19 protein-coding genes are annotated in these 25,983 nt (G+C 75.1%); 12 read left to right on the top strand and 7 right to left on the bottom strand.

The features are described from left to right. Together ACIQ9P_RS29220 and ACIQ9P_RS29215 are read left to right on the top strand one after the other, a co-directional pair. The gene (locus ACIQ9P_RS29220; protein WP_402362483.1) at window positions 1-1,506 is read left to right on the top strand and encodes a sensor histidine kinase; all 1,506 of its coding nucleotides are present in this window, start codon (window positions 1-3) and stop codon (window positions 1,504-1,506) included. Then, window positions 1,494-2,159, top strand: coding sequence for a response regulator (locus ACIQ9P_RS29215; protein ID WP_402362480.1), 666 nt, complete (start codon window positions 1,494-1,496; stop codon window positions 2,157-2,159). Before ACIQ9P_RS29220 ends, ACIQ9P_RS29215 begins: the two co-directional genes overlap by 13 nt. Before the next feature lie 837 nt (window positions 2,160-2,996). Here the strand turns inward: ACIQ9P_RS29215 and ACIQ9P_RS29210 are convergent. Both ACIQ9P_RS29210 and ACIQ9P_RS29205 read right to left on the bottom strand, forming a co-directional pair. After that, a complete protein-coding gene (locus ACIQ9P_RS29210; protein ID WP_402362477.1) occupies window positions 2,997-4,202 on the bottom strand; it encodes a glycosyltransferase family 4 protein in 1,206 nt (401 codons plus the stop codon). Then, window positions 4,199-5,449 carry a glycosyltransferase 87 family protein gene (locus ACIQ9P_RS29205; protein WP_402362474.1) on the bottom strand — a complete coding sequence of 417 codons (1,251 nt, stop codon included), beginning with the start codon at window positions 5,447-5,449 and terminating at the stop codon, window positions 4,199-4,201. The genes ACIQ9P_RS29210 and ACIQ9P_RS29205 overlap by 4 nt, the downstream gene beginning before the upstream one ends. A 418-nt stretch (window positions 5,450-5,867) precedes the next feature. Between ACIQ9P_RS29205 and ACIQ9P_RS29200 the strand changes: the two genes are divergently transcribed. From ACIQ9P_RS29200 to ACIQ9P_RS29170, 7 genes are all read left to right on the top strand, one after another. Beyond that, a complete protein-coding gene (locus ACIQ9P_RS29200; RefSeq protein WP_402362471.1) occupies window positions 5,868-6,935 on the top strand; it encodes a GNAT family N-acetyltransferase in 1,068 nt (355 codons plus the stop codon). 47 nt (window positions 6,936-6,982) lie between these two features. Then, window positions 6,983-7,774, top strand: a complete 792-nt coding sequence (locus tag ACIQ9P_RS29195) for an aminotransferase class IV (protein WP_402362468.1) — start codon at window positions 6,983-6,985, stop codon at window positions 7,772-7,774. A 227-nt stretch (window positions 7,775-8,001) separates the two neighbouring features. Beyond that, window positions 8,002-8,844: an ABC transporter ATP-binding protein gene (locus tag ACIQ9P_RS29190; protein WP_402362466.1), complete on the top strand. Its 843-nt coding sequence runs from the start codon at window positions 8,002-8,004 to the stop codon at window positions 8,842-8,844. Next, window positions 8,841-11,459, top strand: coding sequence for an FtsX-like permease family protein (locus ACIQ9P_RS29185; RefSeq protein WP_402362463.1), 2,619 nt, complete (start codon window positions 8,841-8,843; stop codon window positions 11,457-11,459). Before ACIQ9P_RS29190 ends, ACIQ9P_RS29185 begins: the two co-directional genes overlap by 4 nt. A 647-nt stretch (window positions 11,460-12,106) precedes the next feature. Next, a complete protein-coding gene (locus tag ACIQ9P_RS29180) occupies window positions 12,107-12,643 on the top strand; it encodes a hypothetical protein (RefSeq protein WP_402362460.1) in 537 nt (178 codons plus the stop codon). Continuing rightward, complete coding sequence (locus ACIQ9P_RS29175) at window positions 12,640-14,253, top strand: multicopper oxidase family protein (protein WP_402362457.1); 1,614 nt, start codon at window positions 12,640-12,642, stop codon at window positions 14,251-14,253. Before ACIQ9P_RS29180 ends, ACIQ9P_RS29175 begins: the two co-directional genes overlap by 4 nt. A 351-nt stretch (window positions 14,254-14,604) precedes the next feature. Further along, complete coding sequence (locus ACIQ9P_RS29170) at window positions 14,605-15,966, top strand: DUF2252 domain-containing protein (protein WP_402362454.1); 1,362 nt, start codon at window positions 14,605-14,607, stop codon at window positions 15,964-15,966. A gap of 86 nt (window positions 15,967-16,052) precedes the next feature. Here the strand turns inward: ACIQ9P_RS29170 and ACIQ9P_RS29165 are convergent, their stop codons facing one another. After that, on the bottom strand, window positions 16,053-16,640 hold the full coding sequence (locus ACIQ9P_RS29165; protein ID WP_402362451.1) for an Imm1 family immunity protein: 588 nt from the start codon (window positions 16,638-16,640) through the stop codon (window positions 16,053-16,055). A 1,677-nt stretch (window positions 16,641-18,317) separates the two neighbouring features. On the opposite strand from ACIQ9P_RS29165, the gene ACIQ9P_RS29160 reads away from it, so the two are divergent. Beyond that, window positions 18,318-19,097 (top strand): helix-turn-helix domain-containing protein, encoded by a 780-nt coding sequence (locus tag ACIQ9P_RS29160; protein ID WP_402362448.1) that lies wholly within the window; start codon window positions 18,318-18,320, stop codon window positions 19,095-19,097. Here the strand turns inward: ACIQ9P_RS29160 and ACIQ9P_RS29155 are convergent. Then, window positions 19,076-19,525, bottom strand: coding sequence for a hypothetical protein (locus ACIQ9P_RS29155; RefSeq protein WP_402362445.1), 450 nt, complete (start codon window positions 19,523-19,525; stop codon window positions 19,076-19,078). The genes ACIQ9P_RS29160 and ACIQ9P_RS29155 overlap by 22 nt on opposite strands. Window positions 19,526-19,985: 460 nt before the next feature. On the opposite strand from ACIQ9P_RS29155, the gene ACIQ9P_RS29150 reads away from it, so the two are divergent. Continuing rightward, complete coding sequence (locus tag ACIQ9P_RS29150; RefSeq protein WP_402362442.1) at window positions 19,986-21,659, top strand: hypothetical protein; 1,674 nt, start codon at window positions 19,986-19,988, stop codon at window positions 21,657-21,659. A 220-nt stretch (window positions 21,660-21,879) separates the two neighbouring features. Continuing rightward, window positions 21,880-22,209: a hypothetical protein gene (locus tag ACIQ9P_RS29145; RefSeq protein WP_402362439.1), complete on the top strand. Its 330-nt coding sequence runs from the start codon at window positions 21,880-21,882 to the stop codon at window positions 22,207-22,209. A gap of 45 nt (window positions 22,210-22,254) precedes the next feature. On the opposite strand, the gene ACIQ9P_RS29140 is transcribed toward ACIQ9P_RS29145, so the two are convergent. From ACIQ9P_RS29140 to ACIQ9P_RS29130, 3 genes are all read right to left on the bottom strand, one after another. After that, a complete protein-coding gene (locus ACIQ9P_RS29140; protein ID WP_402362436.1) occupies window positions 22,255-22,440 on the bottom strand; it encodes a hypothetical protein in 186 nt (61 codons plus the stop codon). Between the two features lie 895 nt (window positions 22,441-23,335). Continuing rightward, window positions 23,336-24,673, bottom strand: coding sequence for a Clp protease N-terminal domain-containing protein (locus ACIQ9P_RS29135; RefSeq protein WP_402362433.1), 1,338 nt, complete (start codon window positions 24,671-24,673; stop codon window positions 23,336-23,338). Beyond that, a complete protein-coding gene (locus ACIQ9P_RS29130) occupies window positions 24,666-25,982 on the bottom strand; it encodes a tetratricopeptide repeat protein (protein WP_402362430.1) in 1,317 nt (438 codons plus the stop codon). Before ACIQ9P_RS29130 ends, ACIQ9P_RS29135 begins: the two co-directional genes overlap by 8 nt. Window position 25,983: the final 1 nt, after the last annotated feature.

Raw genomic sequence — 25,983 nt, 5'->3', positions numbered from 1 at the left:
ATGGTCACGGGGCGGGCAACGCGCACGGTCGCGGACGAGGACACGGACGAGGGCGCGGACGAGGGCGCGGGCGCGGGGGCGGACGAGGGCGCGGGCGCGGGGGCGAAGGCCCTCGCCGCTGCTCCCGCCACCGGCCCCGCCGCCGCTTCTCCGCCCGCTCCCGGCGCGGACCCGCCGTCCACGGTGACAGTGCGGTCCGCGCTGTGCGCCCACCCGCTCCGCTACCCGTTCACCCGCCTCAACCTCCGCTGCTGGGCCTACCTCGTCAGCGGCACCCTGCTCGGCCTCGTCGCCACCGTGCTGCTGGCCGCCCTCGCCCTGCTCGGCCTCGGACTCTCCGTGATCGGCATCGGCCTGCCGCTGCTGCTCGCCGTCGCCCTCTCCGGCCTGCCCGCCGGCGCCCTGGAACGCCGACGGCTCCGGACCGTCGAACCGACCCCGGTGCCCGACCCGCACCGCGCACTCCCCGGGGCGGGCCGCCGCGCCCGGCTGCGCACCCGACTGCGCGAGCGCGCGACCTGGCGCGAACTCGCCCACACCCTGCTCGTCGGCCCGCCGCTCACCGCCGCCGGACTCGGCCTCACCGCCCTGCTGGCGTTCTCGGTGGCCCTGGTCGTCAGCCCGGTCGTGGTCTGGGCGCTGGCCCCCGAGACCGTCATGCTGATTCCCGGCCACCCGGTACCGGGACCGCTCCACGCGCTCCCGGCGACCGCCGTCGGCCTGGCCGGACTGCTCCTCGCCAGCTACGCCGGGGCGCTGCTCACCACCGCCCACGTCCGACTGGCCCGGCTCCTGCTCGGGCCGCGCGAACAGGACTCCGGGCACCAGGTGCTCGAACTGACCCGCTCCCGGGCCCGGTTGGCCGACGCCTTCGAGGCCGAGCGCCGCCGCATCGAACGGGATCTGCACGACGGCGCGCAGCAGCAGCTCGTCGCCCTCACCATGACGCTCGGCCTGGCCGCGCACGAGCTGCGCACGGGTGCGGGTACTGCGGGTGCGGGTGCGGGGGCCGAGGACGCCGGGGCCGGGGCCGGGGCCGGGGCGCTCGCCCTGGTCGACCGGGCCCGGGGCGAGGCCCGGCAGGCGCTGGAGCAACTGCGCGACCTGGTCCGGGGGATCCACCCGCAGGTGCTCACCGATCACGGTCTCGCCGCCGCCGTCGCCGAGGTGGCGCAGCGTCACCCGGTCCCCGTCGAGGTCGACCTCGACCTGCCGGGCCGACTACCGGGCCCGGTCGAGACCACCGCCTACTTCACCGTCACCGAGGCCCTCACCAACGCCGCCAAACACAGCGGCGCCACCGCCGTCACCGTCCACGGGCAGGTGACGGCCGGCCGGCTGGTGCTCCGGGTGACCGACGACGGCTGCGGCGGCGCCGACCCGGCCGCCGGGGCCGGACTCCAGGGACTGGCCGACCGGGTGGCGATTCTGGGAGGACGCTTGATGGTGACGAGTCCGACGGGTGGGCCTACGGGCCTGCGGCTGGAGGTGCCGTGCTCCGGATAGCCATCGCCGAGGACGCCGTGCTGCTCCGGGCCGGTCTGGTCGAGTTGCTCACCCGGTGCGGCCACGCGGTGATCGCCGCCGTTGGCGACGCGGACGCCCTCGCCGCCGCCGTGGACGCCGACCGGCCGGACATCGTCGTCACCGATGTCCGGATGCCGCCCGATTTCCGGGACGAGGGGCTGCGGGCCGCGCTCGACCTCCGGACCCGCCACGCCGATCTGCCCGTGCTGGTCCTCTCCCAGTACGTGGCCACCCCCTACGCGACCCGGCTGCTGGGGGCGGCGGGCGCGCAACGGGGCGGGCTCGGCTATCTGCTCAAGGACCGGGTCGGCGAGGTGTCGGAGTTCCTGGACGCGCTGGGCCGGGTGGCGGCCGGCGAGACGGTGATCGACCCGGACGTGGTGCGGGTGCTGCTGCGGCAGCAGTCCGCCGATCGCCCGATCGCCCGGCTGACCCCGCGTGAGCGCGAGGTGCTGGGACTGATGGCGGAGGGCCTCAACAACCAGACCGTCGGCGCCCGGTTGAACATCACCGAGGCGTCCGTGGTCAAGCACTGCGGGAACATCTTCATGAAGCTCGACCTCGACCCGGTCGAGGGCAACCGCCGTGTCCTCGCCGTCCTGGCCCATCTCGCCGACCTCCACGGCGAGTAGCCGCCCGGTCGTCGGACCGGCCGGCGCCGACCACGGATCCCGGCCCGCCCCGAGGGCGGGCCGGGCCGTTGCCCTCCGTCCGCCCGCTTCGTACGGGCGTCGATCCGCCGGACCGTCGCGCGGTGCTACCGCCGCACGGTGCTACCGCCGCACGGTGCTCCGGCGGCGGTTCCGGGGCGGGCGGCTCGGCGTGAGCAGCAACTCGACGAGCGAGGCGGGAGCGTGCCCACGTGCGGGCTCGCGCCCGCGCAGGAGCTCGAACGAGTCGCGGCGCCACTGCGGAGGGCCCGTGCCTCGGCGGCCACACCGAAGGCCGCCGGTCCGGGGCAGCGGGGCAGTGGTGGCGCCGTCCTCGGCCGTTCGGGGCCGCCGCGCGGGGCGGCGATCGTTGCTGGACGACGGAGTGTCCGAGGGCTCGGCGCGACTTTGCAAAGTCGCGCCAGGATGTGAGTGGTTCTGCAAAGCCGTATCGGACACTCGGACGGTTTTGCAAAGTTCGCCCCGGGCGCCCTGGACTCCCCGGGCTCCGGGTGCCCCGGACACCCTGGACTCCCCGAGCGCGCTGGACTCCCCGAGCGCGCTGGACACCCCGGGCTCCGGGTGCCCCGGACACCCCGGGCTCCGGGCCTCGGCGCCCCGGGCCTCGGCGCCCCGGGTCCCGGATCCCAGCGCCCCGGGTCGCCGGGTCGCTGGGTGGGTTTTGCAAAGTCCTGATGGGGCGTCGGGCGATTTTGCAAAGTCGGACTGGGGGTGGGGCTTCGGGGGACTTTGCAAAGTCCGGCCAAGGTGCCGAGTGGGTTTTGCAAAATCGGGGCGGGGCTCAGGGTGAGGCGGGGCTCAGGGTGAGGTGGGGCTCACGGTGGGGCGGGGTGCGCGGGAGCGGGTCGGGCCGGGTGTTATCCCGCTCGGCCGGTGGCCAGGTCGGCCGCTGTTCGGGGTGAGGAGGGTGGCCAAGCGGTGGGCGGTGGTGTCCCAGGACCACTGGGTGCGGACCCACTGGCGGCCCGCGGCGCCCATCCGGTCGCGTTCGGCGGCGGGGGCGCGCAGGATCCCGGTGATGGCCGCCGCGACGGCGGCCGGGTCGCGGCCGTCCACCACGGTGCCGTTGACGCCGTCGAGGACGGCGTCCGGCGCGCCGCCCGAGCGGCCCACGACCACGGGCAGACCGGCCGCCGCCGCCTCCAGGAAGACGATGCCGAGGCCCTCCGCCTCCAGCCCGGCCCGGCGGGTGCGGCACGGCATCGCGAAGACATCGGCGGCGGCGTAGTCGGCGGGTGTCTGCGCGTGCTCGTGGCCGCCGGCGAAGACGACGGTGCCGGGCTCGGTGTGCCGCCGGGCGAGTTCGCGCAGCCGTCGTTCGGCGGGCCCCCGGCCGACCAGGACCAGGACCGCGCCGGGCACGCTGCGCCGGACCAGCGGGAGCGCCCGGACGAGGGTGTCCTGCCCCTTGCGCGGGACGAGCCGCGCGACGCAGAGGATCACGGGCGCGCGCGGGTCGGCGGCCTCGCGCGCACCCGGGCGGAACAGGTCGGCGTCGACGCCCGGGACCAGTCGCTCCAGCCGGGCCGACGGGCCGAGCGCCGGGGCGATCCGCTCGCGGGTGTGGGCGCCGAGGTAGGTGACGACGTCCACGCTGTCGCCGATCCGCCGCAGCAGGCGCCGGGCGACGGGGGTGCGGGCCCACCAGATCTCGTGGCCGTGGGTGGTGGCGACGGTCCGCCGTATGCCGGGCGCCCGCCGTCGCAGCTCCGGGGTCATCGCGGCGAGCGGGGCGGCGGCGCCGAACCAGACCCGGTCGCACCCGTACGCCCGGGCGAGTTCGGCGGCCCGAGCGGTCGCCCGGGGGGTGGGCAGGAGCATCCGGGACCGGTCGCGGACCACCGGGAACGGCAGTGCGGCGTCGTGCTCGGCCGAACCGGGTTCGGCCGAGGTGTAGACGACGACCTCGTCGGCGGGCAACCGGGTGGCCATGGCGTGGACGAAGGTCTCGATGCCGCCCTGTCGGGGCGGGAAGTCGTTGGTGACGATGAGGGTGCCGGTCATGGGGCGGGAACCACCTGGGGTGCGTGCGGACGGGGGAGGAACGGGAGCCGGGGGAGCCGGTGGAGGAGGAGGCGAGGGAGGTGGGGGAGGAGCGAGAGCCGGGGGAGGAGCACCAGGAGGGCGGGCAGCGCGAGGTAGCCGAACCGGCCCGCGGGTGCGAGCAGGAACGCCAGGGCGAGGCCGAGGGCGAGCCGGTCGGCGGCGGCGCGGGTGTCCAGGGGCGGGCGGTGCACGAGCGAGTGGGCGACGGCGGCGCCGGCGAGGAGCAGCAGCACGAGGGCCGCGTACCAGCCGACAGGACCGAGGTCCGCGAGCAGCCGTCCGGGCAGCGGACTGCTGGCCGGGGTGGGCAGGTCGCCGCGCCCGGTGGGAAAGGCGAACACCTGCTGCAGCAGTGGCCCCGGGGAGCGCAGCGCGCAGGGCAGTACCAGGGCGGCCGTGCCGGCGACGGCGGTGACGGCGGCCCGCAGCGCGGCGCGCCGGCCGGAGGTGGCCGCGAGCAGGGCGACGGCCACGGCGACCGCCGGCCAGGCGGTCCACTTGAGCGCGCAGGCCAGCGCGAGCACCGACCCGGTGGCGATCGGCCGGCCCCGCCCGGCCAGGACCAGGGCGAGGACGCAGAGGCCGGTCAGCGGCAGGTCGACCCCGCTGACGCACAGCGGCAGCGCGACCACAGGTGAGGCGAGCAGCGCCGCCACCGGGAGCGTGCCGGGGAGCAGCGTGCCCGGGAGCAGCAGTGTCGGGAGCGCGCTCGTGCGCGCCGCCGCGGTTCCGGGCCGCCCGGGGCGGTGGCGGACCGGTCGGAGGACGGCGGCCAGGCAGCCGAGGAACGCGGCGGCGCACCAGAGTCGGGCGTCCCCGGCCACCCGGGCCGCCGTGCCGTCCGCACCGAGCAGGGCGCGGGGGAGCCCGAAGAGTGCCATCCCGGGGAGGTAGGGCGTGTACTCGGCGACCGTGCTGGGTTCGGCCAAGTACGGCGTCCCGTGCCGGAGCAGCAGTTCGCCCGACCGCTCGATGACGGCGACTTCGCTCTGCCCCTGCCCGCCCACGACCAGGACGAGCAGCGGCACGAGGAGCGCGCCGAGGAGCGCGACCGCCACCGAGCCCTCGCGTGCCCACCGTCGGGGCAGGACGAGCACGGCAACCGCCGCCACCAGGTACCCCGTCGCCGCGCACAGTCCCCAACTCCGGTGCGGACCGATCCCGGAGACGAGCGGGAACGCCCCCGCCCACCCGGCGGCGATCACCCACCCGCCGCACCACAGCGCCCGCCGCCCGCCGGAAGGGCGGGGGACGCGGTGGACCCGACGGGTGGAGTGCCGGGCAGGGCGAACGGAGGGGCGAACGGAGGGGCGAACGGCGGGGCCGGGAACGGGTGGACGTGGGGTACGGAGGCGGTGAATCAGCACCACTTCATTGCAGCGGCGCAGGTCGGCGGGGTCATGGCGGTCAGGTCGAGTCCTTCGGTCGGGTTTCCCCTACCACCGGGCGGGCACGACGGGCGGCCCCCGGGCTCCCCGGGGGGTGCGGGCGGTGCGGACGACGGGCACGGTGGTGGCCACCTCCTGGGCAGCGGGCTTTCCGAACAAGGGAATTCGTATCCGATCTGACGTTCGGTGTCCATCGAATTACACACAGTGCCGATCACTCGCTATCGTGGGTGTCGTGGTGAAGTCCTGGGACATGGCGGTCGGGCGCGCGCAGGAACGTTTGGCCGCGGCGCCCGGCCTGCGGGCGGTGGCCGACGAGGAGGGGCGCGAGTTCGCGCTCTGGGACCTCGCGGCCTGCGCCGAAGGAGAGTTGGGCGAGCGGGTCGACCCGACGGCGATCGGCCCGGCCGAGGAGGCCCGGTTGCGGGCCCGGCTCGGCGAGTCCGGCCGCGACTGGCCGGGCGGCGAGCTCTACCGCCGCCGCTACTGGCTGCTGGGCGACGGTGGCTCGGACGGTCGGGGCGGTAGGGACGGTCGGGGCGACCCGGTCGGGACCGTCGCGGTCGACAACTGGACCAGGGGCGCGGGCCAGTTGGCCGTCTCCTCGCTCTATCTGTGCCCCGGCGCGCGCGGCCGGGGCCTGGCCGCCGAGGCGCTCGACCGGGTCTACCGCGCCGCCGCGGCCGAGGGCCTGTCCGGCTACCGGCTGGAAGCGGACTGGGCCTGGCCGCACGCCGTCCGCTACTACCTGCGCCGCGGTCTCTGGGTGCGGTCCTGGAAGCACGCCGTCGGCTTCACCCGGATGACTCAACTCCCGCCCTACCGGGTCCGGGAGGAGCAGGGCCGGGTGGTGCTGCTGGTCGCCGACCGGCCGTCGGGCGATCCCTCCGGGGAGGTCTGGACGCCGCTGCTCGCGGCCGGTCGCGAGGGCCGCTGGCTGAGACTGGACGAGACCGCCGCCTACCGGCAGGCGGACGGCTGGGTGCACGACTACGCCCGCTCGACGCTCGCGCTGCACCTGGCGCTCGCGGGCCGTCCGCTGGTCCGCGGCCCGCAGTGGTGGGCGGAAGCCTGGCGCTGGTCCGACGGCGGGGAGCCGGAGGGGCTCGCCTACCGGATCGAGCGGTTCGAGCGGCGCCGCGGCGTCGACGCGCGGACGACGTCCGACCGCACGGCCGACGAACACACGGCCGACGAACGCACGGCTTCCGTGCCCGGAACGGACCTGCTCGGCCCCGCCGTACCCGGCACGGCTCTGCCCGCCCCGGCCCCCGCTCCCCGCCCCGGCGCCGTCGCACCGTAGCTCCGGCCGCCGGGAGGCGGGGCCCCGGCCCTGCGAGACTCGACGCCATGGCAGAGATCGAGATCGACGGCGGCCCCGCCGACCCCGCCCGGCTGGCGGCCCTGGGCCTGCTCAACTACGGCCACTTCACCACCCTGCGCGCCGAGTCCGGCCGTGCCCGCGGTCTCGCGCTCCACCTGGACCGCCTGGCCCGCGACTGCCGCACCCTCTTCGGTGCCGAACTGGACCCGGCCGAGGTCCGGGACCGGATCCGCCGGGTCCTGCCCGCCGACGGCGCGCCGGTGATCGCCCGGGTGACCGTGTTCGATCCGGCGCTCGGCCTGGAGCGCCCGGCCGCCCCCGCCACGCCCCACCTGCTGGTCTCCACCCGCCCCGCGCCCGTCGCCGCGCCGGGCCCGCTGCGGGTCCGCACCACCGGGTACCGGCGCGAGCTTCCGGGGGTGAAGCACGTGGGTCTGTTCGGCCTGCTCCATCAGCGACGCCTCGCCCAACTCGACGGCTACGACGACGCTCTGCTGCTGGACGACGTCGGCCGCCTCGCCGAGGGCGCCACCTGGAACCTCGCCCTGCACGACGGCCGCACGCTGGTCTGGCCGGACACCGACGCCGCGCTGCCCGGCGTCACCGCCGCCCTGCTGGCCCGCGCCCACCCGGGGCCGCAGCGCCGCGAGCCGCTCACCCCGGACGGCCTGGACCGCTTCTTCGCCGCCGTCGCCGTCAACGCGGGCGTCGGCGTCCGCCCGATCGCGGGGATCGACGGCACCTCCTTCGACCCGGACCACCCGGCGGTCGCCGAGTTGCGCGCCGCCTACGAGGGTGTGCCGGAGGAGGAGATCTGACCCACCGTCGGAGCGACCCGCGCCGGGCCACCCGGGGCAGCCCCGGCACGGTCCCGGCGGCCCGGGGCCCGGCACTCGGCCGCACCCCCCCCGGGCCGCACCCCCGGGCGGCCCGGGGGGATAACCCCACCCCGCGTCCGCCAGCGGACTCCATGGTTTGCCGCACCCCGCCTTCCTAGCCTGGAACACGTCGACCACCGGCGACGATCCACGAAGGAAGGCCCACCATGTCACCCCGCCGTTCCCGCCCCCGGCCCGAGCCGACCGGCCACCCCGCCGCGTCCCTCGGGAGCACCGCGTCCTTCGGGAACGCCGCGCCCGCCGCGCACGCCGCGATCGAGCTGCGCGGTGTCCGGCGCAGCTACGGCCGTGGTGCTGAGGCGGTCCACGCGCTGCGCGGCATCGACCTGGCGCTCGGTCGGGGCACGTTCACCGCCGTGATGGGACCGTCCGGCTCCGGCAAGAGCACCTTCCTGCAGTGCGCGGCCGGCCTGGACCGCCCGACCGCAGGCGAGGTCCACCTGGGCGGCGAGGAGATCACCCGGCTGAGCGAGGACCGGCTGACCAAGCTGCGCCGCGGCCGGATCGGGTTCGTCTTCCAGTCCTTCAACCTGCTGCCCTCGCTGACGGTGCTGCAGAACGTGCTGCTCCCGCTGCGTCTCGCCGGTGAGCGCCAGGACCGTTCCCGGGCAAGGGAGTTGCTCGCCCGGGTCGGCCTCGGCGAGCACGCGGGGCGGCGGCCGGGGCAACTGTCCGGCGGCCAGCAGCAGCGGGTGGCGATCGCCCGGGCGCTGATCACCGTCCCGGACGTGCTGTTCGCGGACGAGCCGACCGGCGCGCTGGACACCCGCACCGCGCACGAGGTGCTGGGCCTGCTGCGGGACGCGGTGGACGGCATGGACGCGACCGTGGTCATGGTGACCCACGACCCGGTGGCGGCCTCGTTCGCGGACCGGGTGGTCTTCCTGGCCGACGGCGCGCTCGCCGACGAGCTGTACCGGCCGGACCCGAAGACCGTCGCCGACCGGATGGTGTCGCTGACCACCCGCCCGCTGGGGGCGGCGGCATGAGCAACGGACTCGCCCGCGCCTCGGTGCGCTTCCGTCCCGCCTCCTTCGTCGGGACCTTCGTCGCGCTGCTGTTCGCCGCAGCCGTGGTCACGGCCTGCGGCACGCTGCTGCAGACCGGCATCACGGCCTCGGTGCCGGCCGTCCGGTACGCGGAGGCCCCGGTCGTGGTGGCGGCCGACCCGACCGTCGGCATCACCTTCCGGGAGGGGGACGACACCGACAACGACGAGCAGCCCGTCCCCGACCGGGCTCGGGTGGACGCGGCGCTGACCGCCCGGATCGCCGCCCTGCCGGGGGTGGCGGCCGCCCGCCCGGACACCGCGTTCCCGGTCCAGAGCGGAGAGAACACGCAGAACACGCAGGGCCAGCAGGGCCAGCAGACCGGACCGGCCGCACAGACCGGCCCGCTCACCGGCCGGGGCTTTGCCGCGCTCGGCATCGCGGGCCCGCAGGACCGCCTGATCGAGGGCCGCGCCCCCGGCGCCGGCGAGGTCGTGCTCGACGCCGACACCGCGCGCGCCGCGCGGCTCGCCCCCGGCGCCACCGTGCAGCTCACCGCGCCGGGCGGCGGTGGCGGCTACCGGATCTCCGGCCTGGCCGCCCCGCAGTCGGCCGGGCCCACGGCCTGGTTCGCCGACCAGCAGGCCGACCGGCTCTCCGGCCACCCCGGCCGGGTGGACGCGATCGCCGTCCAGCCGCGCGAGGGGGTGACCGCCGACGCTCTCGCCGCGCAGGTCGGCAAGGCCGTGGGCGGCGCCGCCGAGGTGCGGACCGGCCGGGACCGGGGCACCGTCGAGCAGCCGGCGCTGACCGGGGCCCGGGAGGCGCTGGCCGGGATCGGCGGCTCCTTCGGCGGCACCGCCACCATGACCGCCGTGTTCGTGGTGGTCTCCACCGTCGCCCTCGCCACCGGCCAGCGCGCCCGCGAGTTCGCGCTGCTGCGCGCCGTCGGCGCCACGCCCCGGCAGATCCGCCGCACCATCGCCACCGAGGCGATGCTGGTCGCGCCGATCGCCGCCGCGGGCGGGATCCTGCCCGGCCTGGGACTGGCCCGCTGGTGGTTCGACGGGATGGTCGAGCGTGGAGCCGTGCCCGAGGCGGTCGAACTGTCCGTCGGGCCGCTGCCGATGCTGGTGGCGGTGGCGCTGTGCACGCTCGCGGCCCTCGGCGCCGGGTTCTTCGCGGCCCGCCGCCCGGCCCGGATGCGGGCCGCCCAGGCGCTGGGCGCGGCCGCCGTCGAGCCGTCCCGGCCGGGGTGGATCCGCACCGGCGTGGGCCTGCTCTTCACCGCCGGCGGCATCGTGCTCGCCGGGATCGCCGCCGGGCTGAACGGCACCGACGCCGCCAACACCGCGCTGGGCGTGGTGATGTGCTTCCTGACGGCGGTTGCCCTGCTCGGGCCCTGGGTGGCCCGGGCCGCGGCCGGACTGCTCGGGGTGCCGCTGCGGGCGGGCGGCGCGCCCGGCTCGCTGGCGGCCGACAACACCCGTGCCAACTCCCGCCGGCTGGCCTCGGCGATCACGCCGATCGCGATGGTCACCGCCTTCTGCGGCACCCTGCTGTTCATGCAGAGCACCGTCCGGCACGAGAGCGTCGAGCAGGTGCGGGCCGGTCTCACCGCCGATCACGTGCTCGGCTCCACCGGCGCCGGACTGCCGGCCGCCGTGCCGGGGGCCGCCGGTGCCGCCGGCACCCCCGGGGTCGTCGAGCGGGCGGCCGGGGTGCCCGGCGTTGAGGCGGCCGTCGGTGTGCTGCGCACCGGCGTCCTGTACCGCGAGGGCAACTCGCTGGACTCGGTCACCGCGCTGGGCGTCACCGGAGACCCGTCCCGGTTGCCCCGGGTGCTCGATCTCGACGTCCGCACCGGTTCGCTGGCGGATCTGGGCCGCTCCCCGGACACCGTGGCGCTGGACGCCACGCTGGCCTCGGCCCTGGGCACCGGGGTGGGCGAGCGGGTGCGGCTCTGGCTCGGCGACGGGACGGAGACCGAGTCGCTGGTGGTCGCCACGTACGGACGGGGGCTCGGTTTCGGCCACGTGCTGCTGCCGAGGGCGGCGGTCGTGGAGCACGTCACGGCGGCGTTCGACCAGCAGGTGCTGGTCGCGGACGCGCCCGGCGCGGACCGGGCGGCGGTCGCCCGGGGGCTGGCGGGGCTCGGCGTGCCGGGGCTGACCGTCACCGATCGGGCGGGTTTCGCGGCGCAGGCGGACAAGGACCAGGAGTTGGGCGCCTGGGCGAACGCGGTGATGGCCGGGGTGCTCGGTGGGTTCGCCGCGGTCACGGCCGCGAACACCCTGGTGATGACGGTGCTGGACCGGCGGCGCGAGGTGGCGCTGCTCCGGCTGGCCGGGACCACCCGGGGGCAGGTGCGGCACATGATGCGCTGGGAGGCGCTGCTGGTGGCCGTGACCGGTCTGGGGGTCGGCGCGGTGATCGCCTGGGTCACCCTGGTGCCGATCACCCGGGGTCTGACCGGCGCCGCGCCGTACGTGCCGACGGGGACGGCACTGCCGCTGGCGGCCGGGGCGGTGGCGCTCTGCCTCGCCGCGACGGCCCTGCCGGCCAGGGCGCTGCTGCGGTCCCGCCCGATCGCGATGGGCGGCGGCAAGCAGTAGCGGCGCGCCGTGGTGCGGTGCGCCGTGGTGCGGCGCGGGTGAAGGGCTCCGGTCCACCGGAGGGCGACGGGGGTGTCGCCGGCGGACCGGGGCCCTTCGCGTGCGCGGGGCCGGACGCCGGGGCCGCACGCGGGCGGGGCGGTGGCGCTCCGCCTGGCCGGGTGTCCGCTCCGCCCGCGCCCGCGCGAGCGCCCGCGCCCCCGCGTGAGCGGCCCCGCCCGCGCGGGGGCGCGCGGGAGCGTGGAAGGGGCTCGGGGCTGAGGTCGGCGCGGGGGCGGCACACCGTCCGTTCGGGTGACAAAGCCGCGCCGAACCGCCGCGCGGGAGCGGTCGGCGGCCGCAAAGGTGTTGATCCGCACCGATAGTGATGTGTGATCAGTGACGTTCACGGCCGCGTCCGTCCAGGCGGCGCGCGCCCGTGGCGCCACGTCACACCCACCCACCCCGCGCCGAGCGCGTCCGGCATGCCCGTCGTCCCGGCCTGCCCGCTCCCGCTCCGGCGCGGTGCCCGGCAGAGAGAAGGCCGACCGTTGAGCAGTCCCCCCGTGGCCCGCACGCCCCGCCTGTCGTCGCCGCCCCGGTCGGGCCCGGCGGCCCCGTCCCGGGCGGTTCCTCCGGGGGGCCGCCTGCCGCGCCTGCTGCTGCGAGTGACCGCGACCGTGTCGGCCGCGCTGGGACTGACCCAGACGGTGCTGGCCGGTAGCTTCCTGAACGGCCACTACGAGGCACTCCGGGCGCACGAGCTGGCCGCGATGGCCCTGGGCGCTCTGCTGGTCGCCCAGTTGCCGGTGGCCGCGCTGGTCCGCCGGGGCGGGGGAGCGGGCGGCGCGCGCGGGCCGTGGTGGCCGCTCGGCGCCACCGCGCTGCTGCTGGCCGCGTCCGGGGCGCAGACCGGGGCCGGCTACGAGCGGGCGGTCGGTGTGCACGTCACCCTGGGCGTGCTGCTGGTCAGCGGGCTGCTGTTCGGTCTGGTCGGGGCCTGGCGGCTGCCTGTGACGTCGTCGCTGTCGCCGTCGTCGGGGACGACGTCGGACGCCGTGTCCGCGACGACCGGCGCCGGGCCGGAAACGGCCACCGGACCGGCCGCCGAACCCGGCACCGGCACCGGCGAGGGCGACGGTGGCTCCGGCCGGCTGCCCCGGCCCACCGGCGCGGGGGCCGACGCGGTGGAGGTGGCGCCGTGAACCGCCGCCGGTTCCTCGGCGCCGGTGCGGCCGTGCTCGGCGCGGGCGCCGTCGGGGCCTTCGCCGGTCCGGCGACCGCCCGGCTGCTGGCCGAGGCCCGGCCGGGCCGGCTGCTGAGCAGCGAGGTCCCGTTGCCGGCGGCGTTCCAGGTGCCGCTGCCCGTCCCCGCGGTCCTCGCCCCCGTCCGCTCCGACGCCACCTCGGACCACTACGAGATCACCCAGCAGGTCGCCCGGCTGGAGATCCTGCCCGGCCTGCGCACCGAAGCCTGGACGTACGGCGGGACCTTCCCCGGCCCGACCCTGGTGGCCCGCTCCGGCCGGGAGATGGTGGTGCGGCACCGCAACGAACTGCCGGTGCCGTCGGTGGTCCACCTCCACGGCGGCCACACCCCGGCGGACAGCGACGGCTACCCGGTGGACCTGCTGCTCCCGGTCGGCTCGTCCGCCGACCGCTCCACCTGGGCCGCCCACACCGACCACCCGATGGCCGGGATGGCGGGGATGGCGGGGATGGCCGGGACGACCAGTACGGCGGCGCCCTCCCGGACCGTCACCGGCGAGCGCCCCTACGCCTACCCGTGCCGCCAGCGCGCCGCCACCCTCTGGTACCACGACCACCGGATGGGCTTCACCGGCCCCGGCGTCTGGCGCGGCCTGGCGGGCTTCCACCTGGTCCGCGACGACGAGGAGGAGGCCCTGCCGCTGCCGCGCGGCGAGCGCGAGCTCCCGCTGATGCTCGCCGACCGGTCCTTCGCCGCCGACGGCTCCTTCGCCTATCCGGCCGCCGACGCGACCCTCGCCGTGCCCGGCGTCACCGACGACTACATGAACGGCGTCCTCGGCGACGTCGTCCTGGTCAACGGCGCCCCCTGGCCGCGAACCGCGGTGGACCGGGCCCGCTACCGGCTGCGCGTGCTCAACGCCTCCAACACGCGCCTCTACCGGCTCGAACTCGACCCGCAGCCGTCCGGCGGCGGCGCCCTGGTCCAGATCGGCGGCGACGGCGGCCTGCTGGAGCGGCCGGTCGCGCACGACGCGGTCGAGATCGCGCCGGCCGAGCGCTTCGACCTGGTGGTCGACTTCTCCCGCTACCCGCCCGGCACCCGGGTGCGGCTGATGAACCGGTTCGGCAGCGGGCGGACGGAGGAGGTCATGTGCTTCGACGTCTCCTCGCGGCCGGTGCGCGACGACTCGGCCGTCCCCGAGCGCCTCTGCACCCTGGAACGGCTCGACCCGGCGGCGGCCGTCACCACCCGGGTCTTCGGCTTCCGGCGCAGCCGCAACGCGGGCTGGACGATCAACAACCAGCCCTACGAGCCGGGCCGCGCGCTCGCCCGGCCGGCGCTCGGCTCCACCGAGATCTGGCGGTTCTTCTCGGACGTCCACCACCCCGTCCACGTGCATCTGGACGCCTTCCAGGTGCTGTCCCGCAACGGCAAGGACCCGGGCCCGTACGACGCGGGGTGGAAGGACACCGTTGACCTGCGGCCGGCCGAGGCGGTGGAGGTGCTGGTGCGGTTCCTCGACTACCCGGGGGCGTACATGCTGCACTGCCACAACCTGGAGCACGAGGACATGGCGATGATGGCGGACTTCGTGGTCGAGTGACCGGTGCCGGTGCCGGTGCCGGTGCCGGTGCTTGTGCGGGTGCCTGTGCGGGGGCTTGTGCCTGTGCGGTGCGGTCCGGCGCCCGCCGTCCTACCCGTTCGGCGGAGCGAGGGCGTGCGGACGGGACGGGGGCGGCGGCGCCCGTCCCCCCGGTCCGCGCCCCGCTCCCGGCGCGGGCCGTCCGGTCCCGACATGCCGCGTGGCCGGGCGTGATCTAGCGTCGCGGGGAGGGTTGCGGGAGCGCCGGACCGTCCGGGCCCCGCCCCGTCCGCCGGTCCGCGCACCGCGACGGTGCGGCAGTACGACGGACCCGCGACGTAACCGCAGGACGGACGCACCGAGGAGCCGCGCATGACCAGTCCGACCGAACGCCGACGGCGCGGCCGGGCCGCCCGCGACCGCGTCCCGCGTTCCGCCCACGGCCCCTGGATCCCCGCCGCCGACCGCCCCGACCCGCTGGCCGTCCTGGCCCGGCAGGCCGAGGACCGGCTCGCCGACCTGGTACCGATCCGCTACGGGCGGATGGCCGAGTCGCCGTTCGCCTTCCTGCGCGGCTCCGCCGCCGTCATGGCCGCCGACCTGGCGGCCGTCCCCGACACCGGGATCACCGTCCAACTCTGCGGTGACGCGCACCTGTTGAACTTCGGCGTGTACGCCTCGCCCGAGCGTGCCCTGCTCTTCGACGTCAACGACTTCGACGAGACCTACCCGGGCCCGTTCGAGTGGGACGTCAAGCGCCTCGCCGCCAGTGTGGCCGTCGCCGCCCGCGACAACGGCCATGGCAAGGAGCAGGTCCGCCGGGCCGCGCTGACCGCGGCGCAGGGCTACGCCACCGCCGTGCGCAGCCTCGCCGGGCTGGGGGAACTCGACGTCTGGTACGCCCGGCTCGACGCCGAGGACATCCTGCCGCTGGTCGGCAAGAGCGGCCGCCGCAAGCGGCTGGAGGCCAACCTCGACAAGGCCCGCCACCGCACCAGCCTGCAGGCCCTCGGCAAGCTCACCGAGAAGGGTGAGGACGGGCGGCGGCGGATCATCAACGACCCGCCACTGCTGGAGCCGGTGCCGGAGGACGAGCTGCGCCAGGTCGGCAAGATCTACGGCGACTACCGCGCCACCCTCGCCGAGGACCGCCGGGTCCTGCTGGACCGGTTCCAACTGGTGGACGTCGCCCGCAAGGTGGTCGGCGTCGGCAGTGTCGGCACCCGCTGCTTCATCCTGCTGCTGTCCGGCCGGGACGCGAACGACCCGCTGTTCCTGCAGCTCAAGGAGGCCGGGCGGTCCGTGCTGGAGGAGCACCTGCCGGTGTCCCGCCCGTCCGCCGAGGCCCCGGTGGCCCACGGCGGCCGCCGCGTCGTCACCGGCCAGCACCTGATGCAGGCGGCGAGCGACATCTTCCTCGGCTGGACCACGGGCCGGGCCGGACGTCACTTCTACGGGCGCCAGTTGCGCGACATGAAGGGCTCGGCGGACGTCGCCCGGATGTCGCCCGCCGACCTGCGCCGGTACGCCGACCTCTGCGGCCGCACCCTCGCCCGCGCGCACGCCCGCTCCGGCGACCGGATCGCCGTCGCCGGCTACCTGGGCCGCTCGGACGTGTTCGCCGAGGCCGTCGCCGACTTCTCGGTCCGGTACGTCGACCGGACCGTCGCCGACCACGCCGAGCTGCTGGCGGCGATCGCCGACGGCACGGTGACGGCGCAGCGGGGTGTCTGAGCGGTTGGGTGTCCGACCAACAGTGCGGTGGAGGTGTTGGTCGCCTGACCAACACGTCGCGTGAGGGGTTGGTGCCCGGCTTCGGCTCAGATGATGCCCTCGTCCTTCATGCGCTGAATCTCTACCAGCCATCCCGGGAGTCCGTCACTGAGCTCTTCCTCGTCGAGTGCGCCCTGGTCGAACCGCTGGCCGTCGGAGAATCCTTCGGTCCATTGGATGCAGGAAGGTCGCTCGCCGGTCGGAGATTCACAGAATTCCAGGACGGCGCTGCGGATCATTTCGAGGGGAAGGGCGCTTTCCGGGGCGTGGTAGCGGGGATATCCGGTGTCCGCGACCAGCTTCGGGTCGAAATCGGGTGGGGTCGGATTGTCCGAGATCCACGTGGAGGTGTAGATCCCGCCGCTGCGGCATCGTTCACTGTTTCCGTCGACCTCCCAGACGATGGCGCCGTACCCGAGGGACTGATTTGCGGACAGGTAGAGCCGGCAGTCGGCGACGTTCTCCCTTTCGGCGAAGAAGGCGAACGAGGCCATGCTGCCAGGGAAGAAGGTGCCATCGTCGAAGTTCCGGCGCGGCTCCAGGGACTTGATGGCAATGTCGACAGCCTCCGCGAGCTCAACGGTTCCGCTGGGGGTGTATGCCGGGCGGGACGGATGGGAGACTCTCAAGATCACTGGCTCATGCCTTTCGTGTGTCAGTTATTGGTGAATCCTACCATTGGGGATGTTTTCCCTTCGTGGGTGTGGTAATTCATTTCCATGTTTTGTCGGACGGCGGATTGGCATTGCGTCGATCGGGGGCGATACCGTGCGGACGGTGGGTGGGCCGGCGTGTTCAAGATTTTGGCGGAGATTTCGGATGAGCCTCGCGAGCGATTTCTCGTGCTCGGGTCGGAAGGCCGCTGGATCGCTTCCACGGGATCGGACCACCAGGTGAAATGATCGGCTGTCATCAGCGCAATGCAGACGTCCCGCGGGAGTGGGAAACGCCATCCGCTCGGCCGTGCGCGGAGGCGCCGCGAAGCAGCCGGACCCCGTGCCCGGCCGAAGCCCGCCACTGGCGGTACGCCAACGACCAGGGGGCCGGGCCCGGGCTCACGTGCCGGATCCCACGTTCGCGCAGGCAGGAACACCATCGGCGAGGATCGGGTCGTGCGGCCGAGCGATGCCGAGCGATGCCGAGCGGTGCCGGGCGGTGCCGGGCGTGGCGTGGTGGACGCCGTCGCCCTTGAGATGGCGGTTCCTCCCTCGCGCCGCAATACGGTGATCCACCCTCCGAGCTGTCGCGGGCTCGGCCCGGCGAAGGGGACTGCCCGCGAAGGTCCGACGCCGTTGACGCACCAGCCACGATGGGGATCATCCCCTGCCAGGACCGGCGGCGACGGAAGTCGGTCGAGCAGTAGCTCGTCAAGGCGCCGGACCGAACGCGGCGTGTCCAGCTCATCAGTCATGACCACCGGGCTTGCGTGGTACTGCCGGGTGACGGGCGGAGCGTCCTCGCAGATCCACGAGCACATGGTGTCGAACGCCAGCGCCTGCTCGCCGTGGGCGGAGGATGGCGCGCATCCGTGATGACCGCCTCCGAGGTGAGTGGCGAGTCGGCGAGCAGCGCCGCCACCCGTGCTCGATGCATCGGGCTCACGAACTGCCCCCGTGCCATGGACGAACGGATCGTCGACTCCACCATCTGGGTGTTGAGCGGAGGGCTCGTCGACTCTCCCGATCAGTTGCGGGACAGCCCTCAGTGACTCGATCGATCGCCAGAATGCCGTCCGATCAATGCGCCGCGTGAGGGGCTGGGCGCGTGACCAGTGGGGTGCGGGACCAGCGGGGTGTGCGAGGGGTTGGGCGCTCGGCCAACGCGGTGCGGGCGCAGTTGGGCATCGGGCCGATGCGCCGTGCAGGTAATTGGGCGTCCGGCCAATGCGCCGCGTGAGGGGCTGGGCGCGTGACCAGCGGGGTGCGTGGCCAGTGGGGTGCGTGACCAGTGGGGTGCGTGACCAGTGGGGTGTGCGAGGGGTTGGGCGTCCGGCCAATGCGGTGCGGGCGCAGTTGGGCATCGGGCCAATGTGCCGTGCAGGCAATTGGGCGTCCGGCCAATGCGCCGCGTGAGGGGCTGGGCGCACCAGTGGGGTGCGCGAGGGATTGGGCGCTCGGCCAACGCGGTGCGCGCACAGTTGGGTGCCCGACCAACATGGCGTGCGGGCAGTTGGGCGTCCGGCCAATGTGCCGTGCGGGCAATTGGGCACTCGACCAACACGACCCCGGCCGGATCGGCCCGCCAGAGAATTGACCGATTGATTCCCGCCGGGGAATGGCCCGGCGGCCCCGCTCCGGCTACAACTGGCTGTCGTGGACTTTCCCAGCGCACTCCGCGAGCGCCGCACCGGCCGCCGCCTCAGCCAGCTCGAACTCGCCGGCCGGGCGGGCACCACCCAACGCCACCTCAGTTTCATGGAGTCGGGCCGGTCGGCGCCGGGGCGCGGCATGGTCGTCCGGCTCGCCCAGTCGCTCGACCTGTCGCTGCGGGAGCGCAACGAGCTGCTGCTGGCGGCCGGTTACGCCCCCGTGTACGCGGAGTGCCCGCTCGACGGGCCCGAGCTGGCCCCCGTCCGGTCCGCGCTCGGCCACATCCTGGAGGGTCATCTCCCCTACCCCGCCGTGGTGGTGGACGGGCGCGGCGGCATCGTCGCCGCCAATGCCGCGCTCGGACTGCTGACCGAGGGGGCTGCGCCGGAACTGCTCGGCGCCGGCGCGAACGCCTACCGGCTCGCCCTGCACCCGGCGGGGCTCGCGCCGAGGATCGTCAACTTCCCCGCGTGGTCCCGGCACGTCCTGGCGGCGACCGCCCATCTGGCCGAGCTGCACAATGAACTGGCCGGCTATGTACCGCCGTTGGACGAGCCGCCGGGCGCCGGTGACCACCTCGGCTTCGCCGTCCCACTGCATCTGCGCAGCCCGTTCGGCGAGTTGCACCTGATGACGACGGTGACCACCTTCGCCACCGCCGTCGACGTCACGCTCGCCGAACTGCGACTGGAGGCATTCCTGCCGGTCGACGAGCCGACGGCCGCCGCCCTGCGCGCCTACGCGGAGCGGGAGCCGGGGGATCAGAGTCCGGGGAACTGGTAGTCGGTCGCGATCCGGCCGTCCCGGTCCAGTACCAGCAGGTCGACCCCGCCGCCGAGCACCTCGTCCTCGCCCGGGCGCACCATCACCCAGGTGAGCCTGACGGCGTCGCCGACCCGGACCGCCTCGCCGTGCCCGCGGAAGGCGTACTCGCCGCCGCCCACGAACTCTTCGTACGCACGGGTCACCCGCCGCTCCAGCGCGTCGTGGCCGCGCGCTTCCAACACGGTTTCCGTGAAGCCGAGTTCGGCCGCGCGCTCGCGCAGGTCCGCGGGCGGCTGGAGCAGGTGGACGCCGTCCGCCGCCCACAGCTCCTCGATCGCCCGGCGCCGCCGCTCCGGGTCGGGCTGGTTCCAGAGTGCGACGTAGCGGTCGGCGATCCGCTGTGCGGTGCCGGTGCTGCCCGTGTCGGTGCTGGTCTTCGTGCTCATCGTGCTCTCCCCGTTCCCCTTGTGGTCTTCGCGGCCTTCGTGGCCTGCGCAGCCGCCGTGGTCCTCGCGGCTCGCCTTCGCCACCCATCCTGCGAGGTGGTGGGAGGCCCGACAATTCCCGGTGGGGAATGCCGCAGGCCCGACGCGGGACCCGTCCACCGGCGGGGGAGCGGCCCCGCCGAGTGGTGGATTGCGAACCGCCGGGCCCCCGCCGAACGGCGGTGGCCGGACTCAAGACGTGTACTAACAACCATTGGAATCAACGCACTTGAGGGGTGATCGGGCCTCTGTTCACTCTTCGGACATGTCTTCGACAACCTGATTTCTCGTCAGTAACATGACGATCCGCGCGGCCGTGCGTGCCGCGTTCCCCCTTGCCACCACCCACCCTCGTTCCCGGGCGGACGCGCACCGTCCGTGCGCCGCCGCCCGCGTGGAACACGCCGCTGAAAGAGCCCCGGTGAAGAGTCCTCTCGTCCCGGCCGTCCGGCCTGCCCTCGCTTCCCTGCTCCTCCTCGGCGTCGCCGCCTGCGGGCCGGCTTCCGGCGGCGGCCTGACGGTGTCGGTCGCCGTCGACGCGCCGTCCGCCGTGCCCGTCGCGGCCACCGGCCCGGCGACTCCGGGGAACCCGGCGAACGCGGCGAACCCGGCCGCCCCCGCGTCCGGAGCCGTCCCGACCGCCCACACCTCGGCGGCCGCTGCCGCCCGCCCCGCCGGCGCGGCGGCCACCCCGGCCGCCGCCGGTTCCGCCGCCGCGCCCCCGGCCGCCGCCGTCGCACCGCCGACGGGCACCACCCCGCTGCCGGTCGCGGCCGCGCAGCCAGGCGCGCAGACCGTCGCCGTCGGCACCCCCTCCACCGACGGCTCGGCGGCCACCCCGGCGGCGGCCACCGACCTCCGGCTCACCGCCTACGACCCGGCCGGCGGCACCGCCGTCCTGTCCGCGCCCGCCGCGTCCTCGGCGCCCGCCGCGTCCTCGGCGCCCGCCGCGTCCTCGGCCCCCGCCGCGTCCTCGGCCCCCGCCGTATCATCGGCCCCCGCCTCCGTCGGGCCGTCGCCCTCCTCCCTCCAGGCGCTCACCCAGGCCGTCCAGCCCGGGCGCCTGCTCGCCAGCCCGCCCACCGACGCCGCCCCGCAGGGCGCGCTCCTCGCCGTCACCGCCGTCCGTCCCGGCGCCGGCAACACCCTGAGCCTCGCCACCCGCCCGGCCACCCTGCCCGAACTGCTCGGCGGCGCCGAGGCCGACGGCACGGTCCCCGTCGACCCCAAGGCGATCAAGGTCACTCCGCTGGTCAAGGACGTCACGGTGACGGTCGGCCAGGAGAACGGCACCACCACGGCCGGGGCCTCCGGCACCCTGGAGGTCGGCGCCAGGGCCCCGATCCCGTTGCCGGGCGGCGCCACCGCCGAGGCCACCGGCGAACTCGCCCTCCACCCGTCCGTCCGCTTCGCCTACCACGGAGCGGGTGCCGGCACCCCGCGCACCGCCTCCATCGGCTTCGACCTCGGCGCCCGTGCCCACTGGAAGGTGACCGGCGACTTCGCCCGCGCCACCGCCGCGCCGGTCCGGGTCCCCTTCGCCAAGCTCCAGGCCAGCCCGGTGCTGAACGTCGCCGGGCTGCCGATCGTCGTCAACCTCGCCCTCACCTGCTACCTGGAGGTCGGCGCCGACGGCCAGGTCCACGTCGAGGCCGAACAGGAGGCCACCGGCACCTGGGCGGTCCGCGCGGACTGGACCGGCGGCGGCCGGGGCTGGACCTCCACCGCCGACGCTCCCGACACCAAGGTCTCCCCGGTCCACCTCGCTGTCACCGGCAAGGCGTCCGTCCGTGCCACCCTCGGTGCCGAGGTCAGCGTCGGCCTCTACGACGCGGTCGGCGTCGAGGCCACCGTCGCCCCCTACCTCCGGGTCAGGGCCGACGGCTCCCTCGCCGTCGACGTACCCGGCGGCACGCCCCGACTCCAGGGCGACTGGAGCCTGACCGGCGGCATCGACCTCACCGGGGCTCTGCTCGCCCACCTCAGGATCTTCGGCACCCCGCTGATCGAGGGCCGGCTCCCCCTCCCGGCCTTCCACCGCGAGTGGCCCCTCCTCACCGGCACCCTGCCCACCCCGGCCGCCCCGAAGGGCTGACACGCACCCTCTGTCGCGCCCCTCGCGGTCGAGGGGCGCTCGCGGGGATCCATGGCTCTGCTGCGTGGGAAGTCGGCGGGTCCGACTTCCCACGGATGCTGCTTCGGTTGGTTGTTGCGGCAGGGAGTGCACGGCCGAGGTGTCGGCGGGCGCCCCGCTGGCCCGGCGGGGCGCCCGCCCGCCGGACGTGTTGTCAGTGGTCCGTGCCAGGATCCGGTTCATGCTGGAGATCACGGTGCGGACGGAAGACGACCGGAGCCACCCCCGGCCGGACGCCGAGGCGTTGGCCGGGCTGGTGCGGCGGATCGGGGGCAGGCGGGACCGCTTCCTGGTGGTCGAGCGGATACCCGACGAGCCCGACGTCTACGTGCAGGTGTGGCACGAGAGCGGGGGCGAGTACGCCTTCGAGTACCGGGACGGCGGGGCCGACCGGCATTTCCAGGTGAAGCTCGACGCCCCCGAGCCGGTGATCGCCGCCATGGCCGCCTGGGCCCGCGGCGAGCCGGGCTGGGGCGAGGGCTTTGCCTGGGAGGCACTGGAGCTGGAGTAGGACCGCTCCTCCACGGTGCCGTCGTCGTCGCGGCTCGGGCCGCGTTCAGCCTCCGACGAGGGTGTCGGCCCGCGTCGCCGGATCGGCGGCGACCTGACGGAGCAGCACCGTCGGCGACGGCACGACGGCGTACCAGGTGTTCGCGCTGTCGTCGGCGGCCGGGGACCAGGCGGCCACCACCGGGAGTTCGCAGTGGTCGCCGGCCTCCAGTGGGGGCGGCGTCCAGGACATTCCGGGGGAGGGTCAGTAGTCCACGCCCCACGCGCCGGACGAAGGCCGGTGCGGCTCGTCGATCAGTGCGGTCCACCGCCGGGGCACCTCCCGCGCCTCGGCGGCCCAGCAGATCGCCTCCTCGTCGTTGCCCCCGATGGTGAGCCGGGTCTCGTCGTCCTCGACCGTGATCGCCGCCAGCCGGCACCCTCCGGAAGCGGCACCGGCAGCTCGGCCGCGAACCGCACCCGCCCGAGCGGCGCGAGGGCGTCGATCCGCCGGGCCGCCGCGCGACAGTCGGTCAGCGGCCCCCAGGTCCCGGGGTCGAGCTCGGGACCGTACGGGGTCAGCAGCAGCTCGACGCGGGCCTCGGGAGTGACCCGGCGGGCGAGCAGACGGTGACCCGGCAGCCGGAACAGCTCGTCGGGCTCCGGCGGAAGGTTCCTGGTCCCGACGGTCGTGGTGAAGGTCAGCCGGCCGAACGGCGTGTCGACGGCCGGCCGGCAGCGGGCAGCCGGGTGCGCGGGACGGCGGCGAGCAGCATCGTTCGGCATACGGCGACGCGACCTGCCAGGATCCGCCGTACCGGACCTGGACCACGAGGCGTACTACCGGGGCGGGCCCGAATGCCGGGCCGCTCGATGAGGCTCGGCCCTTGGCGCCGGGTCGGCTTGGGTCTGGTTGGGTCTGGTTGGGTCGGGTTGGGTCGGGTTGGGCAATTCGTCAAGGCGGTCAGAGGCTTTGGAGGCCAGTGGGTCCCTCTTCGTGGATCACATTCTCGAAAAGTCACCCGATCGCATCGTGTGTGTCGTGCGCTGCACGGGCGGCAGTGTTCGGCCGGGTGACAGAGTCGGTGCGGAACGTCCCTCCGGGGAAGCGGTTCGCCCAGGAGGCGCCGGAGCCGGGTGGTACCGGTTCAGCTCATGGACCAGACGGTCGGGTCGTGCGGGACGGGTGGGGAGAGCACCGGTGGGCGGGGAGCGACCGGGAGGGTGGCCGACGCGCCGGCGGTCCGGGTCACCACGTCCTCGGTGACGTTCGGCGTGGTGCCGGGAGTCACCGGTACGGAACGGACGTGCGCGCTCGCCTCGTCCAGCAGGTCGATCGCGGCGCCCGGGAGCGCGTGGCCGGGGAGGTAACCATGGGCGAGGTGGGCGGCCGCTGCCAGCGCCTCGTCGGTGATGACGACATCGTGGTGGTCGACCAGCCGCTGCCGGGCGCCGCGCAGGATCTCCAGGACGTCCTCCGGCGACGGTTCGGCCACCGGTACCGGCTGGATCCTCCGGTCCAGGCCCGAGTCCCGCTCCCACCGCCGGTGGTCGGCGGAGCCGGCGGCGGCGACCACGGAGACACCGGGCACGTCGAACACGGGCCGGAAGAAGGCCAGCGCCTCGGCCTGCCCCTCCCGGGTGCGGACGAGGGAGAGGGCGTTGTCGAGGAAGAGGACGAGATCCGACGACCGGAGGATGTCCCCCACCAGTTCGGCCATCACCTCGGTGAAGCGCCCGTGGTGCCGGGGGTCGGTGAACAGCGCGGTGACGTCGAGCCGGAGCACGCTCCGGCCCCGGAAGCGCTCGGGCACCTCCCCGCCGGCGACGGCCTGGGCCAGCCCGACCGCGACGCTGGTCTTGCCCACTCCGGGATCGCCCACCAGCAGCGCGACGTTGCGGGCCCGTCGGCTGAGTACTTGGAGGACGCGGTCGATGTCCGGTTGTCGCCCGAGTACGGTCGGCCGGCCGGCAGCTTCCCGGGTGAGGTTCCGGGTCACCGTGGAGAGAATGCCGGGGGGTACCGGTTCCGGATCGATCTCCACTGGGGGCTGTCCGGTGCGGACGTCCCGGATCAGCTGATGCAGGACGGCATGGTCGGCGTTGTAGTCGGCCAGGAGCAGGGCGGTGGATTCGGTCGGGTCGCCGATGAGGCCCAGGAGAATGTGCTCGGTTTCGATGCGGTCGAGACCCATGACTTCGGCCGTGGACCAGGCAACTTCGATGACCCGCTTGGACGCGTCGGTGTACGGCAGGTCGTTGGAATCGAGCGGCCGGTCTGATCCGGTGTAGGCGCTTTGCAGCTGGCGCAGGCCGCTGAGCGAGCACCCGAGCCGCCGCAGGACCTGGGCGGCGACGCCCTGGTCCTCCCGCATGAGGCCCAGCAACAAGTGATACGGGTGGACGATGGGGAAGCCGAGCAGGAATGCCTCTTGATCAGCCAGGTGGAGAGCCGTCCTGGCTCCCTGGGTGAACTTCTTACCCATGCTGTAACGCCCTCTCCAGTACCGCCAGGTCCTTCCGCGCCCGTACCGTGTGCGGGTGCTGCGTGCCCAGCACCCGGTCGCGTTCCGCGACGAGTTGCCGCAGCAGTGCCGTCGCCTCCTCCTCGGCTCCCGTCAGCGCGAGGTTCCGGGCCAGTATGTGCCGGGTGCGCAGGGTGTCCTCGTGTTCGCCGCCGAGGACGCGGCTGCGGTCGGCGAGCAGGACCCGGAGCACGGCGATGGCCTCCGCGCGGTGGCCGGCCTCGCCGAGGTTGACGGCGAGGAACTGGCGGGTGTGCAGGGTTTCCGGGTGGTCCTTGCCGAGCAGGCGGGCGTGGGCGGCGGGGAGGGGGCGCAGCAGGCGGGCGGCCTCGGTCGGGTCGCCGGCGCCGCCGACGCAGTGGGCGTGGGCGCGGCGGCAGCGCAGGGTGTCCTCGTGCTCGGCGCCGAGGAGGCGGGTCTGCTCGGCCACGACGTCCCCCAGGGAGGCGGCGGCGCCGGCCCAGTCGCCCTCCAGGGCCCGTTGTTCGGCGGCCACCTGCCGCTCGCGCAGTGCGGGGGCGACGTTGTCGGCGTAGATCCGGTTGTGGCCGAGGGCGATCAGGTTGGCGTTCTCGGTGGTGCTGTTGAGGGGGACGGGCAGGCCCTCGGCGACCATCAGGCTGACGAGGCGATGGTAGATGTCGTCGATGGTGAGGTACTCCGGGCCGCCGGCCATGCCCTCGCGCAGCAGTCGGATGAGCCGTCCGGAGAAGGCGGTGTGGTCCTCGCCGGGCGGGGAGAGGGAGACCTGGTCGCGCTGGGCTGAGGTCAGCACATAGGTGCCGGAGACTTCCAACCGGTTGATCGTGCCGGGGACGCCGGCCATGGTGCCGGTGACGGCGCGGCCGGAGAAGCAGCAGTCCAGCACGATGATCTTGGTGGTGGCGCGGCTGTCGAGCACCGCGCCGCGCAGCTTGTCGTACTCGATCGAGGTGAAGTCCGGGTCCCCGTACTCGCTCTCGGGCAGCGCGAGGTAGAGGTCGTGCCGGCGGCCGCCGACCAGTCCGTGGCCGGTGAAGTAGACCAGCAGCAGGTCCTCGGCGGCCCGGGCGGCCTCGCGCAGTTTCCGGCCGACCCGGCCGAGGTCGGCGTCGTCGAGGAGGACCGTGCAGTGATCCTCCGGGACGACCCCGTGGTCCGGGTCGGTGAACACGGCCGCCAGGTCGGCCACGGTGGCCCGGACCGCCGGGAGGTCCGGCAGGTCCGGGTCCGTGTAGGCGCTCGCGCCGACCAGCACGATCCGGGACCGCAGGGGGTCCGGGAGACGCACC

It is taken from the genome of Kitasatospora sp. NPDC094019, from assembly GCF_044764505.1.
Taxonomy (GTDB): domain Bacteria; phylum Actinomycetota; class Actinomycetes; order Streptomycetales; family Streptomycetaceae; genus Kitasatospora.
This window is presented reverse-complemented; position numbering and strand designations above follow the sequence as displayed.

Coding starts and splice junctions, on each gene's coding strand:
- ACIQ9P_RS29170 (WP_402362454.1), top strand. CDS start 14,605: ATGACCAGTCCGACCGAACGCCGACGGCGCGGCCGGGCCGCCCGCGAC.
- ACIQ9P_RS29155 (WP_402362445.1), bottom strand. CDS start 19,525: ATGAGCACGAAGACCAGCACCGACACGGGCAGCACCGGCACCGCACAG.
- ACIQ9P_RS29135 (WP_402362433.1), bottom strand. CDS start 24,673: ATGGGTAAGAAGTTCACCCAGGGAGCCAGGACGGCTCTCCACCTGGCT.
- ACIQ9P_RS29145 (WP_402362439.1), top strand. CDS start 21,880: ATGCTGGAGATCACGGTGCGGACGGAAGACGACCGGAGCCACCCCCGG.
- ACIQ9P_RS29190 (WP_402362466.1), top strand. CDS start 8,002: ATGTCACCCCGCCGTTCCCGCCCCCGGCCCGAGCCGACCGGCCACCCC.
- ACIQ9P_RS29140 (WP_402362436.1), bottom strand. CDS start 22,440: ATGTCCTGGACGCCGCCCCCACTGGAGGCCGGCGACCACTGCGAACTC.
- ACIQ9P_RS29185 (WP_402362463.1), top strand. CDS start 8,841: ATGAGCAACGGACTCGCCCGCGCCTCGGTGCGCTTCCGTCCCGCCTCC.
- ACIQ9P_RS29210 (WP_402362477.1), bottom strand. CDS start 4,202: ATGACCGGCACCCTCATCGTCACCAACGACTTCCCGCCCCGACAGGGC.
- ACIQ9P_RS29195 (WP_402362468.1), top strand. CDS start 6,983: ATGGCAGAGATCGAGATCGACGGCGGCCCCGCCGACCCCGCCCGGCTG.
- ACIQ9P_RS29220 (WP_402362483.1), top strand. CDS start 1: ATGGTCACGGGGCGGGCAACGCGCACGGTCGCGGACGAGGACACGGAC.